Origin of the sequence: Desulfosarcina variabilis str. Montpellier (assembly GCF_048565275.1) — a bacterium.
Taxonomy (GTDB): domain Bacteria; phylum Desulfobacterota; class Desulfobacteria; order Desulfobacterales; family Desulfosarcinaceae; genus Desulfosarcina; species Desulfosarcina variabilis.
In genome coordinates this window covers 7,472,457-7,489,687 of the sequence record NZ_CP159846.1, presented here as the reverse complement: position 1 = coordinate 7,489,687, position 17,231 = coordinate 7,472,457, and the positions used below count along the sequence as shown (strand labels likewise).

General features: G+C 44.9%; 17 protein-coding genes and 1 pseudogene. 10 read left to right on the top strand and 8 right to left on the bottom strand.

Annotated features, from left to right (window positions below; translation table 11 throughout):
* Positions 1-236: 236 nt before the first annotated feature.
* The 3 genes from Dvar_RS33760 to Dvar_RS33750 form a co-directional block, all read right to left on the bottom strand.
* The gene (locus tag Dvar_RS33760; RefSeq protein WP_419657523.1) at positions 237-1,571 is read right to left on the bottom strand and encodes an McrC family protein; all 1,335 of its coding nucleotides are present in this window, start codon (positions 1,569-1,571) and stop codon (positions 237-239) included.
* On the bottom strand, positions 1,549-3,867 hold the full coding sequence (locus Dvar_RS33755; RefSeq protein WP_419657522.1) for an AAA family ATPase: 2,319 nt from the start codon (positions 3,865-3,867) through the stop codon (positions 1,549-1,551). Before Dvar_RS33755 ends, Dvar_RS33760 begins: the two co-directional genes overlap by 23 nt.
* Positions 3,868-4,052: 185 nt before the next feature.
* The gene (locus Dvar_RS33750) at positions 4,053-4,415 is read right to left on the bottom strand and encodes an HU family DNA-binding protein (RefSeq protein ID WP_419657521.1); all 363 of its coding nucleotides are present in this window, start codon (positions 4,413-4,415) and stop codon (positions 4,053-4,055) included.
* Between the two features lie 811 nt (positions 4,416-5,226).
* Between Dvar_RS33750 and Dvar_RS33745 the strand changes: the two genes are divergently transcribed.
* Both Dvar_RS33745 and Dvar_RS33740 read left to right on the top strand, forming a co-directional pair.
* Positions 5,227-5,457 (top strand): hypothetical protein, encoded by a 231-nt coding sequence (locus Dvar_RS33745; protein WP_419657520.1) that lies wholly within the window; start codon positions 5,227-5,229, stop codon positions 5,455-5,457.
* A gap of 69 nt (positions 5,458-5,526) precedes the next feature.
* On the top strand, positions 5,527-7,113 hold the full coding sequence (locus Dvar_RS33740; protein ID WP_419657519.1) for a hypothetical protein: 1,587 nt from the start codon (positions 5,527-5,529) through the stop codon (positions 7,111-7,113).
* Between the two features lie 172 nt (positions 7,114-7,285).
* On the opposite strand, the gene Dvar_RS33735 is transcribed toward Dvar_RS33740, so the two are convergent.
* The 5 genes from Dvar_RS33735 to istA all read right to left on the bottom strand — a co-directional run bounded on the left by Dvar_RS33735 (position 7,286) and on the right by istA (position 11,195).
* Positions 7,286-7,681 (bottom strand): hypothetical protein, encoded by a 396-nt coding sequence (locus Dvar_RS33735; protein WP_419657518.1) that lies wholly within the window; start codon positions 7,679-7,681, stop codon positions 7,286-7,288.
* Between the two features lie 82 nt (positions 7,682-7,763).
* A complete protein-coding gene (gene istB, locus Dvar_RS33730; RefSeq protein WP_419657517.1) occupies positions 7,764-8,519 on the bottom strand; it encodes an IS21-like element helper ATPase IstB in 756 nt (251 codons plus the stop codon).
* Complete coding sequence (locus Dvar_RS33725; RefSeq protein ID WP_419657516.1) at positions 8,516-9,169, bottom strand: Mu transposase domain-containing protein; 654 nt, start codon at positions 9,167-9,169, stop codon at positions 8,516-8,518. The genes istB (Dvar_RS33730) and Dvar_RS33725 overlap by 4 nt, the downstream gene beginning before the upstream one ends.
* Positions 9,166-9,960, bottom strand: a complete 795-nt coding sequence (gene istB / locus Dvar_RS33720; RefSeq protein ID WP_419657515.1) for an IS21-like element helper ATPase IstB — start codon at positions 9,958-9,960, stop codon at positions 9,166-9,168. The genes Dvar_RS33725 and istB (Dvar_RS33720) overlap by 4 nt, the downstream gene beginning before the upstream one ends.
* Positions 9,948-11,195 (bottom strand): IS21 family transposase, encoded by a 1,248-nt coding sequence (gene istA / locus Dvar_RS33715; protein ID WP_419664200.1) that lies wholly within the window; start codon positions 11,193-11,195, stop codon positions 9,948-9,950. The genes istB (Dvar_RS33720) and istA overlap by 13 nt, the downstream gene beginning before the upstream one ends.
* Before the next feature lie 682 nt (positions 11,196-11,877).
* Here istA and Dvar_RS33710 point away from each other — a divergent pair.
* The 8 genes and pseudogenes from Dvar_RS33710 to Dvar_RS33675 all read left to right on the top strand — a co-directional run bounded on the left by Dvar_RS33710 (position 11,878) and on the right by Dvar_RS33675 (position 17,077).
* Complete coding sequence (locus Dvar_RS33710; RefSeq protein WP_419657514.1) at positions 11,878-12,225, top strand: single-stranded DNA-binding protein; 348 nt, start codon at positions 11,878-11,880, stop codon at positions 12,223-12,225.
* A 14-nt stretch (positions 12,226-12,239) separates the two neighbouring features.
* On the top strand, positions 12,240-12,368 hold the full coding sequence (locus Dvar_RS33705; protein WP_419664249.1) for a hypothetical protein: 129 nt from the start codon (positions 12,240-12,242) through the stop codon (positions 12,366-12,368).
* Positions 12,337-12,549 (top strand): annotated as a pseudogene (locus Dvar_RS33700) (SWIM zinc finger family protein); the annotation flags it as partial. The gene Dvar_RS33705 and the pseudogene Dvar_RS33700, both read left to right, overlap by 32 nt.
* An 81-nt stretch (positions 12,550-12,630) precedes the next feature.
* Entirely contained in the window at positions 12,631-13,320 is a 690-nt protein-coding gene (locus tag Dvar_RS33695) for a hypothetical protein (RefSeq protein ID WP_419664248.1), read from the top strand.
* A 144-nt stretch (positions 13,321-13,464) separates the two neighbouring features.
* Positions 13,465-14,295, top strand: a complete 831-nt coding sequence (locus tag Dvar_RS33690; protein ID WP_419657513.1) for a RecB family exonuclease — start codon at positions 13,465-13,467, stop codon at positions 14,293-14,295.
* Positions 14,273-14,560, top strand: coding sequence for a hypothetical protein (locus Dvar_RS33685; RefSeq protein WP_419657512.1), 288 nt, complete (start codon positions 14,273-14,275; stop codon positions 14,558-14,560). The genes Dvar_RS33690 and Dvar_RS33685 overlap by 23 nt, the downstream gene beginning before the upstream one ends.
* The gene (locus Dvar_RS33680) at positions 14,557-16,440 is read left to right on the top strand and encodes an ATP-dependent helicase (protein ID WP_419657511.1); all 1,884 of its coding nucleotides are present in this window, start codon (positions 14,557-14,559) and stop codon (positions 16,438-16,440) included. The genes Dvar_RS33685 and Dvar_RS33680 overlap by 4 nt, the downstream gene beginning before the upstream one ends.
* Positions 16,441-16,531: 91 nt before the next feature.
* Positions 16,532-17,077, top strand: a complete 546-nt coding sequence (locus tag Dvar_RS33675; RefSeq protein ID WP_419657510.1) for a hypothetical protein — start codon at positions 16,532-16,534, stop codon at positions 17,075-17,077.
* The last annotated feature ends 154 nt before the right edge of the window (positions 17,078-17,231 follow it).

Here is a 17,231-nt window from a genome sequence, read left to right as displayed (position 1 = left end):
AATCCAAGATCATTGACCAAAATGGCAATTTAAGGGAGATCCGATACTCATGTGGCCAGAATCATGATTCGCGGAATCCAAACTGGAAACCATTTCAGTATCTGGAGCAATGCTGTCGTAAATGAGGATACGATGACATGCAGGCGCGGGATGTCATTGAAGAGCAGATTGGCCGGCGGTTGGTCTGTGAGTGCCAGTTGTTGGGGGGATAGTGGGTACCGGAAATGTTATTCATTTTATCCTTGCATTAGATACTTTGCGAATCTTGTCATTTTTCTTTCTGTTTCTTGTGTTTGTCCACCCACAATTAATTCGTTTACGTATAGTAGGTTTACCGGTCGCAGGTTCACTTGGGCTTGATGGCTACCATAGATAGGGTCTTTGACCTCTATCCTGGCTTCCTCGGCTAATGCGTTGATGGTTGGGTAAAGAATTGTTGATATACTGTTTTCTTTTTGGCTCATCGCGTAGATCGCTAATTGGTACAACATTTCACGCGGCAAACTGTTTTCCCACAAGTCGCGGTATTTAGCGTCCAATAACGCTTCGATTTTGCCATTTTTTAGGATTGCGTAGTCCGGTCTTGGAGTAGGTGCCTTCCGTTTCTTAGGGTAAGGGTTATATAGCGACATATATGCCATCATGTCTTTAAGGCCATATTCATCTTTTACAGTGTATCCTTTTAGGTTGTCGTGAAGGAACCTGGAGATCAAGGCTTGAAAGAAACGGTTCATGTCAAACAAAAACCCAGGTAAACTTCTTTCATTCCTGTTTTCAAAAGAGATCCCAGCTGATTCCATCAATAATTCAATGATTGTTAAAATCGAAGCATACGCCAATGTGAGCCTGTTCATCTGCCTCCTGGCTTCACCTATGATGCCCCAAGTTAACCTGACATCTGATATGGTCTCGCCTAAAATCGCTGAAAGACGTCTTAGCTTAACCCTTAAATCAATATTTCCAGTTAAGTTTTCTCCAAACTTGAGTCCTGCCCTCATCAGCCTGTTCAGTATGGTGTCATCTTGCCTTTGATGATGAAGACAAGGGATCGCGGCCTTCCTTATTCCTCCTTGGATTGCTAATTGTCTAAAATCGATTTTTCCTCTGATTGTCGGCAATTCTTCTTCAAGCTTAAGATATTCTCTATTTATTCCTTTAAAAAAAAGTTGTTCTGTTTCGAGATAGAGTTGGTAAATCAGCAAATCTTGGAAAGTGTGTTTTTCAGCGCCAATCTTTGATTCCGTATAAAGGTGTAAATTTTTTAGTCCGTATGCATATCTAAAGAGGTTCAGGATTGGTTGACCAGTTAATTTAGGTTGAACAATTATTTTGATGTCACCTAATTTGATCACCCCAACGTAAGATTTTGCTTTGATACAGAGGCCTTTTTTTAATTCTAATATTTCAATTCGCCCGGTTTTGTTAATATCTTCAACGAGATCTCTTACTGATTTATCAGATGGTAAAGACAAATCTTCTAATTCTGTACCTGGATCAGGGTACTTGGACTCCCATTCCTGTATGGTTATTTGGACTTCAGACATTGCTTTATTCAGTTTGATCTTGACCATTTAGTTCTTGATCTGCATCATTTTCTTCGTCATCTTCTGGGTTTTCCATTTCAGATAACAAAGCAGCTGTCGAGGAATCCAGATTCGTATCCAATGTTTTCAAAGCTTGAATTAACTCGTCTTTTCTTGATGATTCGAATAGCTCTTTCCGAATTTTTTGATTCTCTTGGTCAACAATGCTTCCTCCGAGGATCTTGAAAACTTTTTCGTAATCTTCATAACAGTATTCTTCAATGAGCGGAAAAATGTCGTCCTGCATCACTTGAACTAATTTGGTATATGTATTGATTGGTTTCCCTTTACTTAAAAAGTAAGCATGCCCTATTCGCAGGTTACGTGCGTCTCGACCAATATGGTCACATATTTTTGCGTTCAAAGCTTCGAGCCATGGGCCTAAAGGAATGCCTTCGATAACCGTGTTTCCGAGCACTGATGTGTCAGGCATAAGTTCTATAAAGCCGAATCTGCGCCTGAGGGCTGCATCGAGCAAAGCGATTGACCGGTCTGCCGTATTCATTGTACCAAGTAGGTAGACATTTTGTGGAAAACAAAAACTGGTACCAGAATTTGGTAACAGGACTGGAGTTCCTCTCTTATCATTTTCAATTATTGTGAGCAGCTCTCCAAATATCCTTGGTATGTCCCCCCTATTTATTTCGTCTATGATGAGATAATATTTGTTGTCAGGTTCATTGTCAGCATCATCGCATAATTGTTTCAGTATGCCGTCTCGTAACTCGAACACCATCTGGTCTTTTACAGTTTTTGGGCGGTACCCTTCTATGAAATCATCGTAACCGTAAGCTGGGTGGAACGTGCACAACCTGACCAGGCCTTGCCCATCTTTTGTAACACTATGGATAATCTTGGCTTCTTCTTTTGATAATTCTTCGTATGCTTTTCCGAATTTGTGTTGGCTGGCGAGGTCTTGTGCGGTTTTTTTAGCCCAATAGGTTTTCCCGGTTCCAGGGGGACCATATAAGATCACTTGACCTTTTCTTTCGAGGATCGCTTGTATCCTGCCTGGGACCCCTTCAAATTTAATTGGAACTTTTTTTGTTGTTGAGATTATTTTAGATTTGGATGGGATAATTACAGGCTTTGCATCAAGTATCATCTCCTCAGTCTTTAGCAAGTTCTCTGTTTTTTTTATTTCACGGACACTTGATCTAAGACCTTCGTGTTGGCTGTTTTTCCATTTATCAAATGATAACCATTTGACAGGTATCCGGTGTGGCGTGTCAGAGTTCTTAACATAAAAGTATTCGCCGTCGACTCTACCTATTCCTAAAACAGTTTCTCCATCTGATGGGAGGACGATGTCACCCTCTTTTATCACTGCTGCAAAATTAAAAATTTCTTGTGTTTTTCTACCAACGGTTTGTGGTGGCTTTAATGGGTCTTTTTTAAGAAACTCAGAACGAATCTTTTCTTTTTCTTCTTTTTTATATTCAAGACCAGTAAGGTCACCTATTTTCGCAAATCCGATTGCTACACATTGTTCTTGCTGCATCAATTGCCATCGGCTTTCTCCCCCTCCAAGCTTTGTTCCGATGCGCCAATACCTATTAGGGCTGCCACACATTTTATTCAAGACACCTGTAAGCACAGATACTGGCATCTCTAATTCCTTGCTGATTGCTATGTATAGGCCTCCACATGTATACCTTCCTTGTGTTACCGGTGGCTTCTGCAACAATTTGATCAGAAAATATCTTTGGTAATCAAGGTTATGATAATCGTCTAATTTATTGGTAAACATTAGATGGAAATATTTATGTCCCCAAGCTTTGTCTTGTAGATCTGGTGCTACTAATTCAATATTTTTTTGTAGGTCAATATAATCGGAATCTGTCGCATTATGAGGTAGTTTTTCTAATAATTCATAGCCTCCCATTAATTGGTCCCTATGTTTTCTCGCTATCTCTATTGCACTTTCTAAATCTAATTCCTTTTGGTTTTGTGGGCTTCCGGTCATCCAGATCCCGGTCTCTTTTCTTCGATAGATCCCAAATTTTAGGGCGCTTCCACCGCTGATGCTTCCAAACTTAGGACCTGGAAATTCTTCATCGTTTTTGAACTCAAGCCAATAAACTAAACTGTCTGAGTTACCGGGGGAATGCATTGTATCAAGGAGGGTTTCGCCATCAATGCTGTTTAATTTGTCTGGGCCGAATCTTGCTTTAAATGTTTTGCTGTATTTTTCAATTTGCGAGGGGGATAATAGTTCCCCCTTCAATGAAAGTTCGTCTTTTTTCTCTAAGATCTTATTTCTGAGCTTTTCTGAAAGGAGCATGATTTCCTCTACATATTATTGAATTAAGAGAACCATATAGCTTATTGTATGTTGACGGATTTTATTTGTTCTGCAGATGCTCTATCAATTCTTTGATATCATCCAATCCTTTATGGGTTTCTTGTAAGACAGAGGATGGGTTCCACCCGATAGTTTGATATATTTCCTGCACAGTAATTGGCATTTTACGGAAGTCGGCGTACCAATTGACTGGGATGCTTTATTCGGTGTCTTTGTGTGGTGGGACATATACGATCGGCGGAATGTTTTCGTGCCCTACCCATTTCGCTATGACTTATCCTACCCGGTTTAAAGAACGGCAGTTTCTTCGGTTTAATTTTGACGCGTTCCCCGGTCTTAGGATTCCGGCCGGTGTATCCATCATATTCTTTGACGAAAAATGAACACAATCCCCGGATTTCAACACGGTCCCCTTTGGCTAATGCATCGGCCATTCCATTGAAAGAAAGGTCAAGAACGGTGGCAGCCTCGGATTTGGTTAGGTCGGTGGCGTCCTTCAATGCCTGGATCAGTTCGATCTTGTTCATTGGCGCGGCGCTCCTGCTATATCGATTGTGGGGCTGTATTGAAAATGGAAAATGGGGATCTTGGGTAGGATAGACCTGATGGTAGGATTTTGTCAAGATATTGATCGGTTACGGGACGAAGAAGCTGGTGATCGCTGTGGAATTCTGATGATTGAAATGCGGGCACCAACAGGGAAAAGTAGGTGTTTAGGGTGTTCACAGGTGTTTATGTGGCGATTGAATACCTCTTAAGCGATGGAACCAATTGAATTTTAATCATTTTTCAATGATGGTGCTGGAGGTGTTAAGGTGTTTATGGTGTTTACCTCCATTTGGAGATGTGAAACGCTGGATTGCTTTGGCGGCCTGTCTTGTGTATCTGCAATCAGGCCGAAATTAAGTTCGCGGCAGTTATCATATTTATGTCTCGCGTCACCACAAACACCGCAAGCTGATATGCTTGATATGCTTGATATGCTGTAACCATATGTAAAAATTATAAATATTGACAACGATAATTTTTATCGTTATTTTTTAATAAATTCAAAAAAGGAGCGATTATTAAATGATAACTGATTTTTGCCAAAATCCCAAATGTCGCTATTTCGGGGTACCTGGTCTTGAAAACAGAGATCGATTGGTCCATGAGGATCCCTATTTCAAAGTTTACAGAAAAATATATTCCCTTCCAGAAGGAGAGGTTGCTTTTTGTGACGAATGTTGCCCTGATGAAGAATGCGCTAAGGATATTGTACACTCACTGTCAAAAATGTTATCAATGTGAATGAGATTTTCATGCTTTTTCCAAGCTATTTTAATGGAGGTTTATAATATGCCCAAAGGCCAATGCGAACATTGTCTTTATTATGAAAAAGAAAATCCAAGCTATGGGGAGTGCCACAGATACCCGCCCAAAAAACTTTTCCCTGAAAATATTAAAATAAACCTTTCGATGACTATCAAATCAGATGACATTGACGAACCGCGTTGGCCTTTCGTCTGTTTTGATGATTGGTGTGGAGAGTTCAAATCCAGAGCAACTAAGACAGCTGGTAGTTGGTGAAGCTCTTGCTTCCGACTTGCTTAATTAGAACCGCACTTTGAGCCTCTAAATATGTGAGAGGAATAGTTGATGTCTGAAGATGCAAAGAACAAGGTTCCAGCGTATTTGGTAGATTTGTTGCAACCTACTCCAAGTGGCACATCGAAGTTGATCGCAGCTTGGGATGGGCTAAGTGTAGAAACACAAATTCAAATATTGCTCGCACTGGAGGAAACAAAGGTACCAGAATATCAATCTAAAAAAGTTAGATACAAAGCGTTAGACAGCCCAAATGCGTTTGTCAGATATTTAGCGGCCAAACAATTTTGTTTCTTTGATGACTATGACGAGGAAGGAAAGGCTCTTAAAGAACGAATCGAGACGGATTCAGATCCATTAGTAAAATATTGTTTGCTTGATATCGCTGATTTTAAAAATGAGGAATTTTTCTTTAGCCATCCTCAGGAAGCAAGATTAGCGATAATACGTAAATTTAAAGGTTGGGGAACAGTAATAGCTTCGATTATTACATATGCAGTAGATAACCTTCTTGGGCAAGCTCGTGTCTCTGAAAGTGATCTATCCGAGATTTTGGAAGACTACCTTAAAAATCCATCATTCATAGAATACTATCAAACTAATAAAGGAAACCCAAACGATGGCTATGGTGAATATTTAACAGAGAAAGAGTTCAAAAATGATCATGAAGCATTATGGAATCTGATTTTAAAAGTACCGAAGGACATTTCGTATATACTCCTTGAAAATCTTCCAGAAACAGTAGGACCGATAATTGAAAACCATAGTTCAATTTCAGTAATTCCGGAAAATATTCTTGATCAACTGACAAAGAAACAGATTGAAACGCTGCTTTTTCGAGAAGATATTGTTCTTAAAGATTATCGCCACAAGCTTTTCAATCAACCATTGGAAAGATTTGATGGAGTTCGCAGTGCTGCTATAGCGTACAATTTCGATCTCACGTATGATGATTTTTCTGAGCTCTTAGAAAAACCTGATAGTGAAAAAAGAGATATACTGCGTGATCTATCTTCAATGGCAAGTGATTTGAGCCTTGTATTTTATGAAGCCATGCACGACATCATCCTCGAATATCATACTGATATTATGGAATATGCTGGGGATGCACAATGGAAATTCGAACGAAAAGTAAAGAGCCTGAAGGGATGGCAGCTGGAAAATCAATTGATAGAACTACGCCTCTATAGACTCGCCAAACGCGCTGTCCCATGGAATAATAGCAAAAAAGATATTTCTCTACCGGATAAGTTAGAATTCATGGCAGATTTTATCAATGATCGCAAAAAAAGTATTCCTCCACGGGGTGAGTTAGAATTTCTATCAGATTTTGGCATTGATGGAGATACTTGGGCAACATTTAAAAGCTTTTCAGGTGAATGGGCCAATAGGTATGGATACACCGAAAAACTCGAAAGGTTTTTACCTCAGATCTATGAGATTGAGGACAACGATATAGAGGAAGGGCCGATTGACAAACAGGAAGAACAAACAGCTGAATTTGAGGAAATAATTATAGAAAGTATTAATAGCCTTAAAAATGATATGAACCGATTGCAGGCTATTATTGGATCGCAAAAGGTTTTTATTTATATTGTAATAGGTTTTTTTATTATTCTATTATTCTTGATACATTAGGGCAATATTATCTATCTTTAAAATTTGTGATGGCAATAACCTTAAGGCTTTGGAGTAGCCAGGGCCGCCTCAAAAACTTAAAAAGTGATTAAAGCACTACCTGGTTCTGTAAAGAGGGTCAACCGGCAGAATATCACGTCCCCCAACGGCCCATGATTTTCCTTCTTTAAGCTCACCAATAAAGGAGACCCCAAATGAATAATATTAGTGCTGCAGCATTGAGCCAAACTGGAGCCGTGTAGTCGAGATCCTCAAAAATGGCTGCAATGCGGCAGCGACGAGGAATGATAACCTCTATGCAATGAAAATTACGTGTTATTCCATCTTCATCGGAAGATTGCTCGGATACTGTTCTAGCGATAGCTCGGGCACCTGCAAACTTTGGAAAAGCGTTATCAAAGGCCATAGCCTTCTTCTCCATGCTATCTAAATCGTCGCTCCAAAAAGAGCCGGTAAACTTTCGCGGCCCCCAATACATCGGGACCTGACTACCGCGAGCAAAGATTGAAGGTTTGATAGTCTGGCCTGGTGGTTGGTAATGGTCAGGATGAACCGTAAGAGAATCCATAATGTCTCGGCGTTTACGACTGTCAACGGTCTTTTAAAATTGAGCCATTTTGGGTCGTCAGAATTGAGCCACATCCTCTCATTCACTGAACAGAATTCATCGCCTTACCTTTAAGCCGATAGCTATTCCCTTTGATATTGATCACCGCACTGTGATGGAGCAGGCGATCCAATATTGCCGTCACGATGATCGGGTCCTGGAGTAATTCCGCCCAATCGGAAAAAGCCTTGTTCGAAGTTATTACGGTGCTGGCTTTTTCGTACCGATTGGCAATGAATTGAAAAAACAGATTGCACTCTTCACGGGTGACCGGCGTGTAACCGACCTCATCGACGATCACCAGTGAGGACTTATAGTAGCTTCGGCCTTTTCCGGGACGGCCAGCTTCATGGTCCTTTTTCAATTTGATAATGAGGTCCGGCATGGTGGTAAAATAGATGCTGAGTCCCGCCTGACAGGCTTTCAATGCCAAGGACACGGCCAAGTGCGTCTTCCCAACGCCGGGCGGGCCAAGAAAGATGACGTTTCCTTTTTGACGGATAAAGGTCAGATCGAACAGCGACATGACGCGCTGACGGTCCAACTTGGGTTGGAAAGTAAAATCAAATTCATCGATGCCCTTGATGAAGGGCAAACCGGATATTTTCAAGGCAGTCTCGATCCGGCGCTGCTCCTTTTGCGCTACTTCCTCTTCAAGCAGATCATCCAAAAAGCTCAGATAGCTCTGTTTTTTTTGTTCCGCCGATTGAATGATCTGATCCAGGATTTCCCGTATCCGGGGCAGACGCAGGCGGGTGAGGTTCGCTTCAATCCGGTCGGTAACCAGCGTATCCGTCATGGCTGCACCTCCTGGACGAACTGGTCGTAGACATCGATCGGGCGGATATCCACCGGCATATCATACAAGGGTTTGCTTGGGCTGATGGTGCGTTTGGCACGGCCCTTACCCGGCTTGGGGCGGCCGTATTTGCGCCGGTTCATCTCACGGTCTTTTTTCAGGGCTGCATAAAAGCGTTTATCCTGAACAAGATTACCTTTGGTCGATGGGATTTCATAGGTGACCACCAAGCGGTCATCATCGAAGATGCGCATGGTCTGTTCTTTAACTCTCAGGACAATGGTTCTGCCTACCAGCGGATGCGGCACGACAAAGCTGTTGCCTTCGAAACGAACCGTACAATCCTTATGGACCTTTCGAAAGATCCGGTAAGCGGTATCGAACGGTTGTCGTGGGATCGATCCCAGATGCGGCTGTTCTCTTTCGAACCGGGTGGCGACGACTTCATGGGTGGTACCGTGCACCCGCTGGTCTTTTCTCTTTAACCAGCTCCCCAGATCGCGGTTGGCGGTGTCGAGACAAAGATATCCGTAACCGCGCCAGAAGCCTTCACGGATGAAGGTGTAAGGCCTCTCGACCTTACCTTTGTCAATGGGAATGAAAAGTGTACCAGAAATGGGAAAATAAAAGTGTACCACTATGGGGTTCATTGAACCTCCATTCCCTCAGTCTGAACCGCCGACCCGGAAGAACCGGCGGTGGCGAAATCGCTCTTTGAAAAACTGTGCCCTCTGAGTCGATAGCTGTGCCCCTTGATATTGATCACCCGGCAGTGATGCAGCAAGCGATCGAGGATGGCCGTGGCGATGACCTGTTCACCGAACAATTCCTGCCAGTCCCCGAAACTCTTGTTAGAGGTGATCAGCGTCGATGACCGCTCGTAACGGTAAGAGACGAACTGAAAGAACAGATACGCCTCCTTGCTATCGATGGGTAGGTAGCCAACCTCATCGACCACCACCAGGGCAGAGGTCAGATACGCCTTGTGCCTGGACTGGGGCTCCTTAAGTTTGCGCATTAGTGTGTCCATGGTCGTAAAATACACCTTGAAGCCGTGATGGCAGGCCTTGGTTGCCAGGGATATGGCCAGATGGGTTTTACCCACCCCAGGCGGTCCCAGGAAGATCACATTTTCCTGCTTGCCGATGAAGTCCAGATCGAAAAGGGCCATCACCTCCTTCTTGTTCAGCTTGGGGTGAAAGGTAAAGTCGTATTCCTCGATGGTCTTGGCTGAGGGTAGCCCCGCAGTTTTCATGGCGGTCTGAACACGCCGTTTTTCCTTGGCGGCGACTTCCTCTTCCAACAGCTGATCCAGAAAGGCCAGATATGAGTCCTTGTCCGCTTCGGCATTGGCAACCACGGTGTCGAGCATCTCTGCGGCTTGGGTAAGCTTAAGCCGTTTGAGGTTGTCTTGGAGACGGTCAGCGATTAGTTGATCCATGCTCCACCTCCCTGGGCAATCTGATCATAGAAAGATAACGGACGGTAAAGCACCTGTGGATATAGACTGCCGTTCACCAATCCGCGGGTCGCCTTGCCCTTGATGCGGCCATATTTCTTTTTGCCTTGCTTCCGTTGCTTCAGGATCTGGGCGGTAATAGTCGCATCCGACACCCGGGTGCCTTTTTGCTCGGCTTCGCAGTGGGTAACCAATAGCCGGTCGTCATCGTAAAAGCGGATGACACCATCCTTGATCTTTAGCAAAATCTTTTTGCCAATCACATCCGGCGGCACCTGATACTGACTGGCGTTGTAGGAAATGAAGCAGTCCTTGTAGACCCTGCGATACTCCTTGAGTGATGTATCGTAATCCGTGGCAGGGCATGGACTTAAGCTTTTCAGTTCCTGCTGCCAGCGCATATCCACCCGCTGCCGATGGGTGCCGTGTTCGCGGCAATTGGCGGTTTCGTTCAGCCAACGGAGAAGATCCCGGTTGGCCTGCTCGATTGTGGTAAAATGGTAACCACGCCAAAACGACTCCCGTATGTAATCCACCGGTCGTTCCACTTTGCCCTTTACCCATGGACTGTAGGGTGGACAGGTCATGGGCTTGAAGCCATAGTGCTGGGTAAAATGAAAAAACTCGACATTGAAAACCGTCTGGCCTCCGGTTCGGCTGATCACCACATTCTTCATGTTGTCATAGAGCATCTCCATGGGGATCCCGCCCAGATAGTGAAATGAATGAATATGGGCGTCCATGAAGGACTGTAACGTGCAGCGGTCAACGAACATGGCAAACATGGCCCGGGAAAAACCAAGAACGAGCACGAACAGGTAAACCGTGAAACTGCCACCCTGGAAATCCGCAACCTGGAAGTCGGCCCAATCCATCTGGCCTTGTAGCCCGGGGACTGTCTCGAAACGGAGGTAAGCTTGGCGCCTGAGTTTCTTTTTAATCTTGCGGATATAAAGCTTGACGGTGTCATATCCGCCTGGATAGCCTATCTGCTTAACCCGGTTATAAATCCAGGTGGCGCGGTAGTCATCCTCTTCCAACAGATCCTCGATGATCGGGTAGTAAGGGGTGAGAATGCTTCCTCGACGCTTGGTTTTACGATATTCTGGTTTCTGTCCAGCCTGGATGTACCGCTTAACCGTTTTTCGATGGCAGCCAAGTCTTTCGGATATTTTTCGTTCAGATAACCCTCGTCGATGCAATGCAATAATGTCCATAAAAACCTCCCAGGAAATCATGGCGGCGCCCTCCTTTAAAGAAGGATTCTACCACCAATTGATTGTCATGGGTGGTACACTTTTCGTTCCCATTTTTGGTACATTTTTGCATTCCCCGCGACAGCTGAACATGGGGTTGTGACCGTGAACTGACTTTGCACCGATAGCATTCATACAAACCGGGCCCGACATTTTGGCTCTTCAATACACATGACTGTTGACAGCCGCACCGTGGGCACTTTCGTCAATCCTTCCAGAGAATCAATTCGAATAACAGAAGAGAGGATTGCTCATTGTGAAACTGTTGGCGCAATTGATCCAGATTCATGGTGGCTGCTCCTCCTTTCAATTGTTTTAGGAGCAGCATGTGAGTGCCGGGGGGACCAAATCTGTCACACGGTGCCTTTTTATGGTTTATAGGTCCGTAGAAAAAAGACATCAAGTTGCGGAAGTGCGATCTACGGATTTCACCTTCGCTTCCGGGTTGCCAAAAATTTTCGTTTGAAAAGCATTTCCGTTTTCCAGAGACCGATTATCATCCCTTTCCTCTAAAAAATTCCAATTATTCCAACGATAGCTATACATATTACTTCCTGAGAGACCCCATCCCTTCTTTTAAAAATACCCGATTTTCATTAACCCCCATTTACACTCAACCCATAGCGAAAGGAGTCCACATCCTATGATCAATCAACTCATCCTGACAGGAAATCTCGGTAACGACCCAGAAATCTTCTTCGGATCTGAGGGTGACCCGGTAACATCCTTTTCCCTGGCATTCAAATCCGGCCGTGAAAAGACCAGCTGGATAAAATGTGTCTGCTTCAACAAGAATGCCGAGATTGCAGAAAAGTATCTCCATTCCGGCGCCCGCATATGTGCTGTTGGCTATCTGCAGCAATCCAAGTGGAAAACCAATGAAGGGGAACAGCGCAGCAGCTTCGAGATGATCGTCAATTCAATCGAGTTCATTAAGACAGACGGCCGTGGATTTGATGATCGGAACGAGAAACAGCAACATCCCTTTTAATGTGAAGGAGCGGAATGACGCAACGAACCATTGACCTGTTCGTAAGGATCGCCATCGAAGTCGTCGATTGGATCAACATTTTGCTTAAGGAAAAGAAAAGGAAAGGTAAAAATGACCGCAACCGAACTACAGAAACGCAATGAAAAGGCAGACCATTTGAGGGTTCTTCAAACAGATGATGGACAATATTTTGTTGAATCAGAAATGGGAAAAATTCTCTACAACGTCCATGTTTCTGATGATGGCGATTCCTGCACATGCGGGGACTTTGCCAAAAACGCCAAACGTGATCCGGATTTCAAATGCAAGCATATCCTGGCCGTTTTTCAATCTGTGCCCAATCGCGAAGTGGAGGGGGCCGTATTCCTGGAAAAGCAGGTTCCCAAACTTGACGAACGATGGATCATGCAGATCGAAGGCAAAGAATTCGTCAAATATCCCGGCTTGCTGGATCTGGGTCATCAAAAAGGGATTTCATCGATTGAGGTCGATATCGTTAAGATGCCCACGAAGGATAATGGGAATTTTGCAGTCTGCCGGGCAACGGTCATGTCAAAGATGGGCGAGACCTTCATTGATATCGGAGATGCCAACCCCAACAATTGTTCAAGCAAAGTGGTCCGACATCTCCTACGATTGGCCAGTACAAGAGCCATTGCCAGAGCACTTCGATCATTCACAAATATTGGCATGACTGCGGTTGAAGAGCTTGCCGATTTCAATGAAGCTATACCCGAAGGAGGACAACATGAAAATCCTAACCAAAAAATTAAACCCACTAAAAAACCCGCAGCGAAAGCGCCAAAGAAAGCCCCTGCTGCATCTGCTAAACCGAAAGCGAAACCGGCGCCAGTGGCAACCACCATGGAAACCCAGACCGAAAAAGAACCTGCTGACCAGAATGCTGGAAAGGGTAATACCGGTCCTCGGATGAGTGAGGCGCAGAAACGTGCCATTTACAATCTTTCCAGACGCCGTGGCATATCCGTTGAACAGTTGGAACAGATGGTCTCCGATGCCTACGGGTGTGGAATTGAGACCCTAACGGCAAGCGATGCTTCAGCGTTCATCCGACAATTGCAGCAAGCCGCGTAACCTAACGAAAACGATATGTTAACTTATGCATAACCAAAGGCGATAGGCGGATCCTAACTCGACCGGGAGGGAACCTATCGCCTTTCTATTTTGAAAAATCCGCAGCATCCTGCGCTTTTAGGATGCCTATGAAGGAGACTTACAATGGTTTTAAGTGAGCTTAGGCAACAACCGCACCTATCCGCATCGTCTATAGGTGAATATGTGGAATGCTCGCTCCTATACAAATTCGGTAGGATCGACAAATTGCCTATGGAGTTCAAGGCAGAGGCTCTGGAATTCGGCACATGCATCCACCGGGTCCTTGAGCAGTTCTACTGCGCCCGCATGATCGGTGAGAAGATGCTGTTAAAGGATGTCCACCAGATTTTCGAAACCGTGTGGACTGGCATTGCAAAGGGCAACGACGATATCCGTTACAGCGGTGACAATGATTATAAATCCCTGTTGATGTATGGCAAAGATCTGTTGACGACATGGTACAACAAACTGCCCGACGATGGATTCACCATCCTGGCAATTGAGGAAGCGTTCGAAATCCGCCTGCCTGGTATACCCATCCCAATTATCGGCGCTATGGATTTGGTCGAAGAGGATAGTGCCGGCACCATCATCATTACCGATTTCAAGACATCGGGTCGATCCTATAGTCGGGATGAAATTTCATCTAACCAGCAATTAACTATGTATCAAATCGCCGCCAAGCACAATGGATACGGTGATCGGGAAATCCTTTTGCGTTTCGATACGCTCATTAAAACGAAAACGCCGAAATTTGAACAATACTGGACATCCCGCAGTCAGTTAGACGAACGACGCCTTATCAAGAAAGCTGCTCAAGTCTGGGACGGTATATCCAAGGGCGTGTTTGTCGCCAACGATACCAACTGGAAATGCAAGGGATGCGCTTACAAACAGGCATGTGACGAATATCTGGAAGGAGAAATCAACTATGACCAAGCGAGCAATCAATGACGTTCAGGCATTTCTGACATTTGTAGAATCAGGTGGGGACCGTGTCTATGAAATTTTGAATGTTGGGTTATTATTGCGCCGCCATCCACCGGAAGCGGTCATCTCATTCCTTCAGGAGCTGCATAAAGATTATGGGAAAGAGTTATCCAAGCTGATCCAGGCGGATAAGACCAATTCAATGATAAATGAGCTGGTGGCCAAACGATTCAGGATCAAGATGGCCATCAATACCATTCGCAACTATGAACGTGAGGAGGCCGCATGAATGATGAATTGAATCCAAAACAGCGGGAGGCCGCCCAATTCAAGGATGGCATTGCTGCGGTGATTGCAGTTCCAGGGTCGGGCAAGACGCGCACGATGATGGAAAGGATCGGCATACTGGTCAACGAATATGGGATACCACCAGAGCATATCCTGGGTTTGACGTTCACCAGAAATGCCGCCGACGAAATGCGATCACGCCTTGTCCCTGTATTGGGTGATCTATCAACACGTGTACGCCTTTCAACCATCCATTCATTTTGCATGCATCTGCTCAAGGTCGAAGGGCGTGTGTTTGATATCCTGTCTGGCAAAGAGCAGTTGGTGTTCATTAAAAACGTTATGAAACGTTTACGGGTAAAGGATTTGACCGTGGGCACAGTGCTGCGTGAGATATCCCTGGCCAAAAACAACATCATCGATCCGGCTGAATTCCAGGCCCTGTTCGAAGGTGACAAGACCATGATGCAGGTGGCCAACATTTATCAGGCCTACGAGGAGGCAAAATCCAATAAGATGCTCCTGGATTTCGATGATCTGTTGCTTGAGACGTATTGCCTGCTGCGTGACAAAGATGAAATCCGTGAAAAATACCAGGGCAGTTTCCAGTCGATCATGGTTGACGAATTCCAGGACACCAATCCCGTACAATTTGAAATCCTGCGCCTGCTGATTCGTGATAATGGCAATCCTGATCCATCCAGTTTCTGGGTAGCCGGGGATGACCATCAGGCGATCTATTCATTCACCGGGGCATCTGTCGGAAATATTCTCAATTTTCAATCCATGTTCCCTGGTTCCCGCCAGTTCATCCTCGATCTCAATTATCGATCAACGCCCCAGATTCTGCGGGCCTGTCAAAACCTGATCCAGTTCAACATCAAGCAGATCCACAAAGACCTGAAGACTGACAATCCTGACGGTAACGATGTGGTTGTGCTGGAAGCGTCGAATGAAGAAACCGAAGCGCTGGGTGTGGTCAATGAAATTGTCGATCTGGTTGAACGTCGTGGGTATCAATACAGTGACATTGCCGTATTATACCGGTGCAATTTCCAGAGTCGTTACTGCGAGGAAGCATTCATGCAGGCCAAAATCCCATTTCATGTTCAAAACGGGCAGACATTTTACGATCGCCGGGAGGTACGCTGCCTTCTCGATTATCTGCGTGTGATCCTTTACCCCGATACCGATGAGGGCGACGAAGCTTTATTGAACATCCTCAATGTGCCTGTCAGATATGTCAGCAATGCCATAAAAGACCAGTTGAAGGAGTATAGCAGGCATCGTGGTATCCGTCTTTACCGTGGACTACAAACCATGATCATCATGGTGCCCTATGTCAGGAAGCTCATTAAGGAGATGCTGGCGTTCATGGACCCGTTGGTTGAAAGCGCCCAATACCTGGAACCGATGCAGGTGATAAAGCAGATTCGCACCACGTTTGATTATGACCGTTTTATCGTCGATGAGGACATTCCCAGTCCCGATGATGTGAAGATCGCCAATATCAACCAACTTCAGCTTGCGGCGGCCAGGTATTCAACCATCGGCGCTTTTCTCGAATACACGGATAGCTTTCAGAATGAAGCCGTGGCCGATGACAAGGAAGGCGTGAGTTTGATGACTATTCACAAAGCAAAAGGCCTGGAGTTCCCGGTGGTATTTGTAATCGGACTGGTTGAAGGATTGATGCCCAGCGGTAAGGGTAATCTTGAAGAAGAGCGCCGAATCTGCTTTGTTGCAATCAGCCGGGCCATGTATCTGCTGTTCCTGTCATATCCGCTCAACTACCTTGGGCAACCATCCAAGAAATCCATCTTCCTCGACGAAATCCTCGGTAAGCGCGAACCTGCAACCACCAATAAATCCGCCGCCTAAACCATCCCACAACGACTATAGAGACAGTTCGGCAATTATCCCTATACGATCATTCAGAACGATCCACCTATTTATTAAAGGAGGCACAGCGATGTTCGAGATCCTTCATTTCAGGGGTTCCGAAGAAATACTGAGAGAAAAAAACATGTTAAGCGATGTCGAAGCAACCATGCAATACATCGATGATGTGCTGACCGGCGCATTGTATAAGCGGGAATTGCTCCGTATGGCCTTGTATGAAATGGACTGGACCGTTGATACCGACAGCATGCGAATAGTCGAAAACCGGCGCTATATGTATAAAGGTGTTAAGCGGGAAATCGCCATCGATGGTAATATTTCCGCTTACGAATACATCCTTGAAGGCCTGGTGCGCTTGCAGATCGGGTATGACAAACAGCGGGTTGATGCTGGCATCCTTCTTGTGAATGCCAAACGCAGCGATAAAAGTCCACTTGGCTCCACCGCCGACCTGATCAAAACTGAGATCGAAACCCTTTATCCGACAATTCACCTACCTGTAGCGGTCTGCATGATCGACACCGGCGATCCCATTATTTTCGATGAGGAGGGCAATCCCAATGGCAGCGTATCCGTTTCGAAAAATGACAAACAGACAATTGAGAAAGCTGCTTAAGGATGAAAAGGATCGCGACGAATTATTAAAAATGCCTCCTGTTCGTCAAGCAGAAACCTCACACGAATTTTCACCGTTACAAAACCAACCAATCCCCACCTGTAAGCAATCTGAATCAATAAATCGATAACCAAATCTATTCCGGGAGCCACCC

Bases quoted from the DNA above. Each gene is read 5' to 3' on its own strand.
- Dvar_RS33760 (WP_419657523.1), bottom strand. From the start codon at position 1,571: ATGGTCAAGATCAAACTGAATAAAGCAATGTCTGAAGTCCAAATAACC.
- Dvar_RS33755 (WP_419657522.1), bottom strand. From the start codon at position 3,867: ATGCTCCTTTCAGAAAAGCTCAGAAATAAGATCTTAGAGAAAAAAGAC.
- Dvar_RS33750 (WP_419657521.1), bottom strand. From the start codon at position 4,415: ATGAACAAGATCGAACTGATCCAGGCATTGAAGGACGCCACCGACCTA.
- Dvar_RS33745 (WP_419657520.1), top strand. From the start codon at position 5,227: ATGCCCAAAGGCCAATGCGAACATTGTCTTTATTATGAAAAAGAAAAT.
- Dvar_RS33740 (WP_419657519.1), top strand. From the start codon at position 5,527: ATGTCTGAAGATGCAAAGAACAAGGTTCCAGCGTATTTGGTAGATTTG.
- Dvar_RS33735 (WP_419657518.1), bottom strand. From the start codon at position 7,681: ATGGATTCTCTTACGGTTCATCCTGACCATTACCAACCACCAGGCCAG.
- istB (WP_419657517.1), bottom strand. From the start codon at position 8,519: ATGACGGATACGCTGGTTACCGACCGGATTGAAGCGAACCTCACCCGC.
- Dvar_RS33725 (WP_419657516.1), bottom strand. From the start codon at position 9,169: ATGAACCCCATAGTGGTACACTTTTATTTTCCCATTTCTGGTACACTT.
- istB (WP_419657515.1), bottom strand. From the start codon at position 9,960: ATGGATCAACTAATCGCTGACCGTCTCCAAGACAACCTCAAACGGCTT.
- istA (WP_419664200.1), bottom strand. From the start codon at position 11,195: ATGGACATTATTGCATTGCATCGACGAGGGTTATCTGAACGAAAAATA.
- Dvar_RS33710 (WP_419657514.1), top strand. From the start codon at position 11,878: ATGATCAATCAACTCATCCTGACAGGAAATCTCGGTAACGACCCAGAA.
- Dvar_RS33705 (WP_419664249.1), top strand. From the start codon at position 12,240: ATGACGCAACGAACCATTGACCTGTTCGTAAGGATCGCCATCGAAGTC.
- Dvar_RS33695 (WP_419664248.1), top strand. From the start codon at position 12,631: ATGCAGATCGAAGGCAAAGAATTCGTCAAATATCCCGGCTTGCTGGAT.
- Dvar_RS33690 (WP_419657513.1), top strand. From the start codon at position 13,465: ATGGTTTTAAGTGAGCTTAGGCAACAACCGCACCTATCCGCATCGTCT.
- Dvar_RS33685 (WP_419657512.1), top strand. From the start codon at position 14,273: ATGACCAAGCGAGCAATCAATGACGTTCAGGCATTTCTGACATTTGTA.
- Dvar_RS33680 (WP_419657511.1), top strand. From the start codon at position 14,557: ATGAATGATGAATTGAATCCAAAACAGCGGGAGGCCGCCCAATTCAAG.
- Dvar_RS33675 (WP_419657510.1), top strand. From the start codon at position 16,532: ATGTTCGAGATCCTTCATTTCAGGGGTTCCGAAGAAATACTGAGAGAA.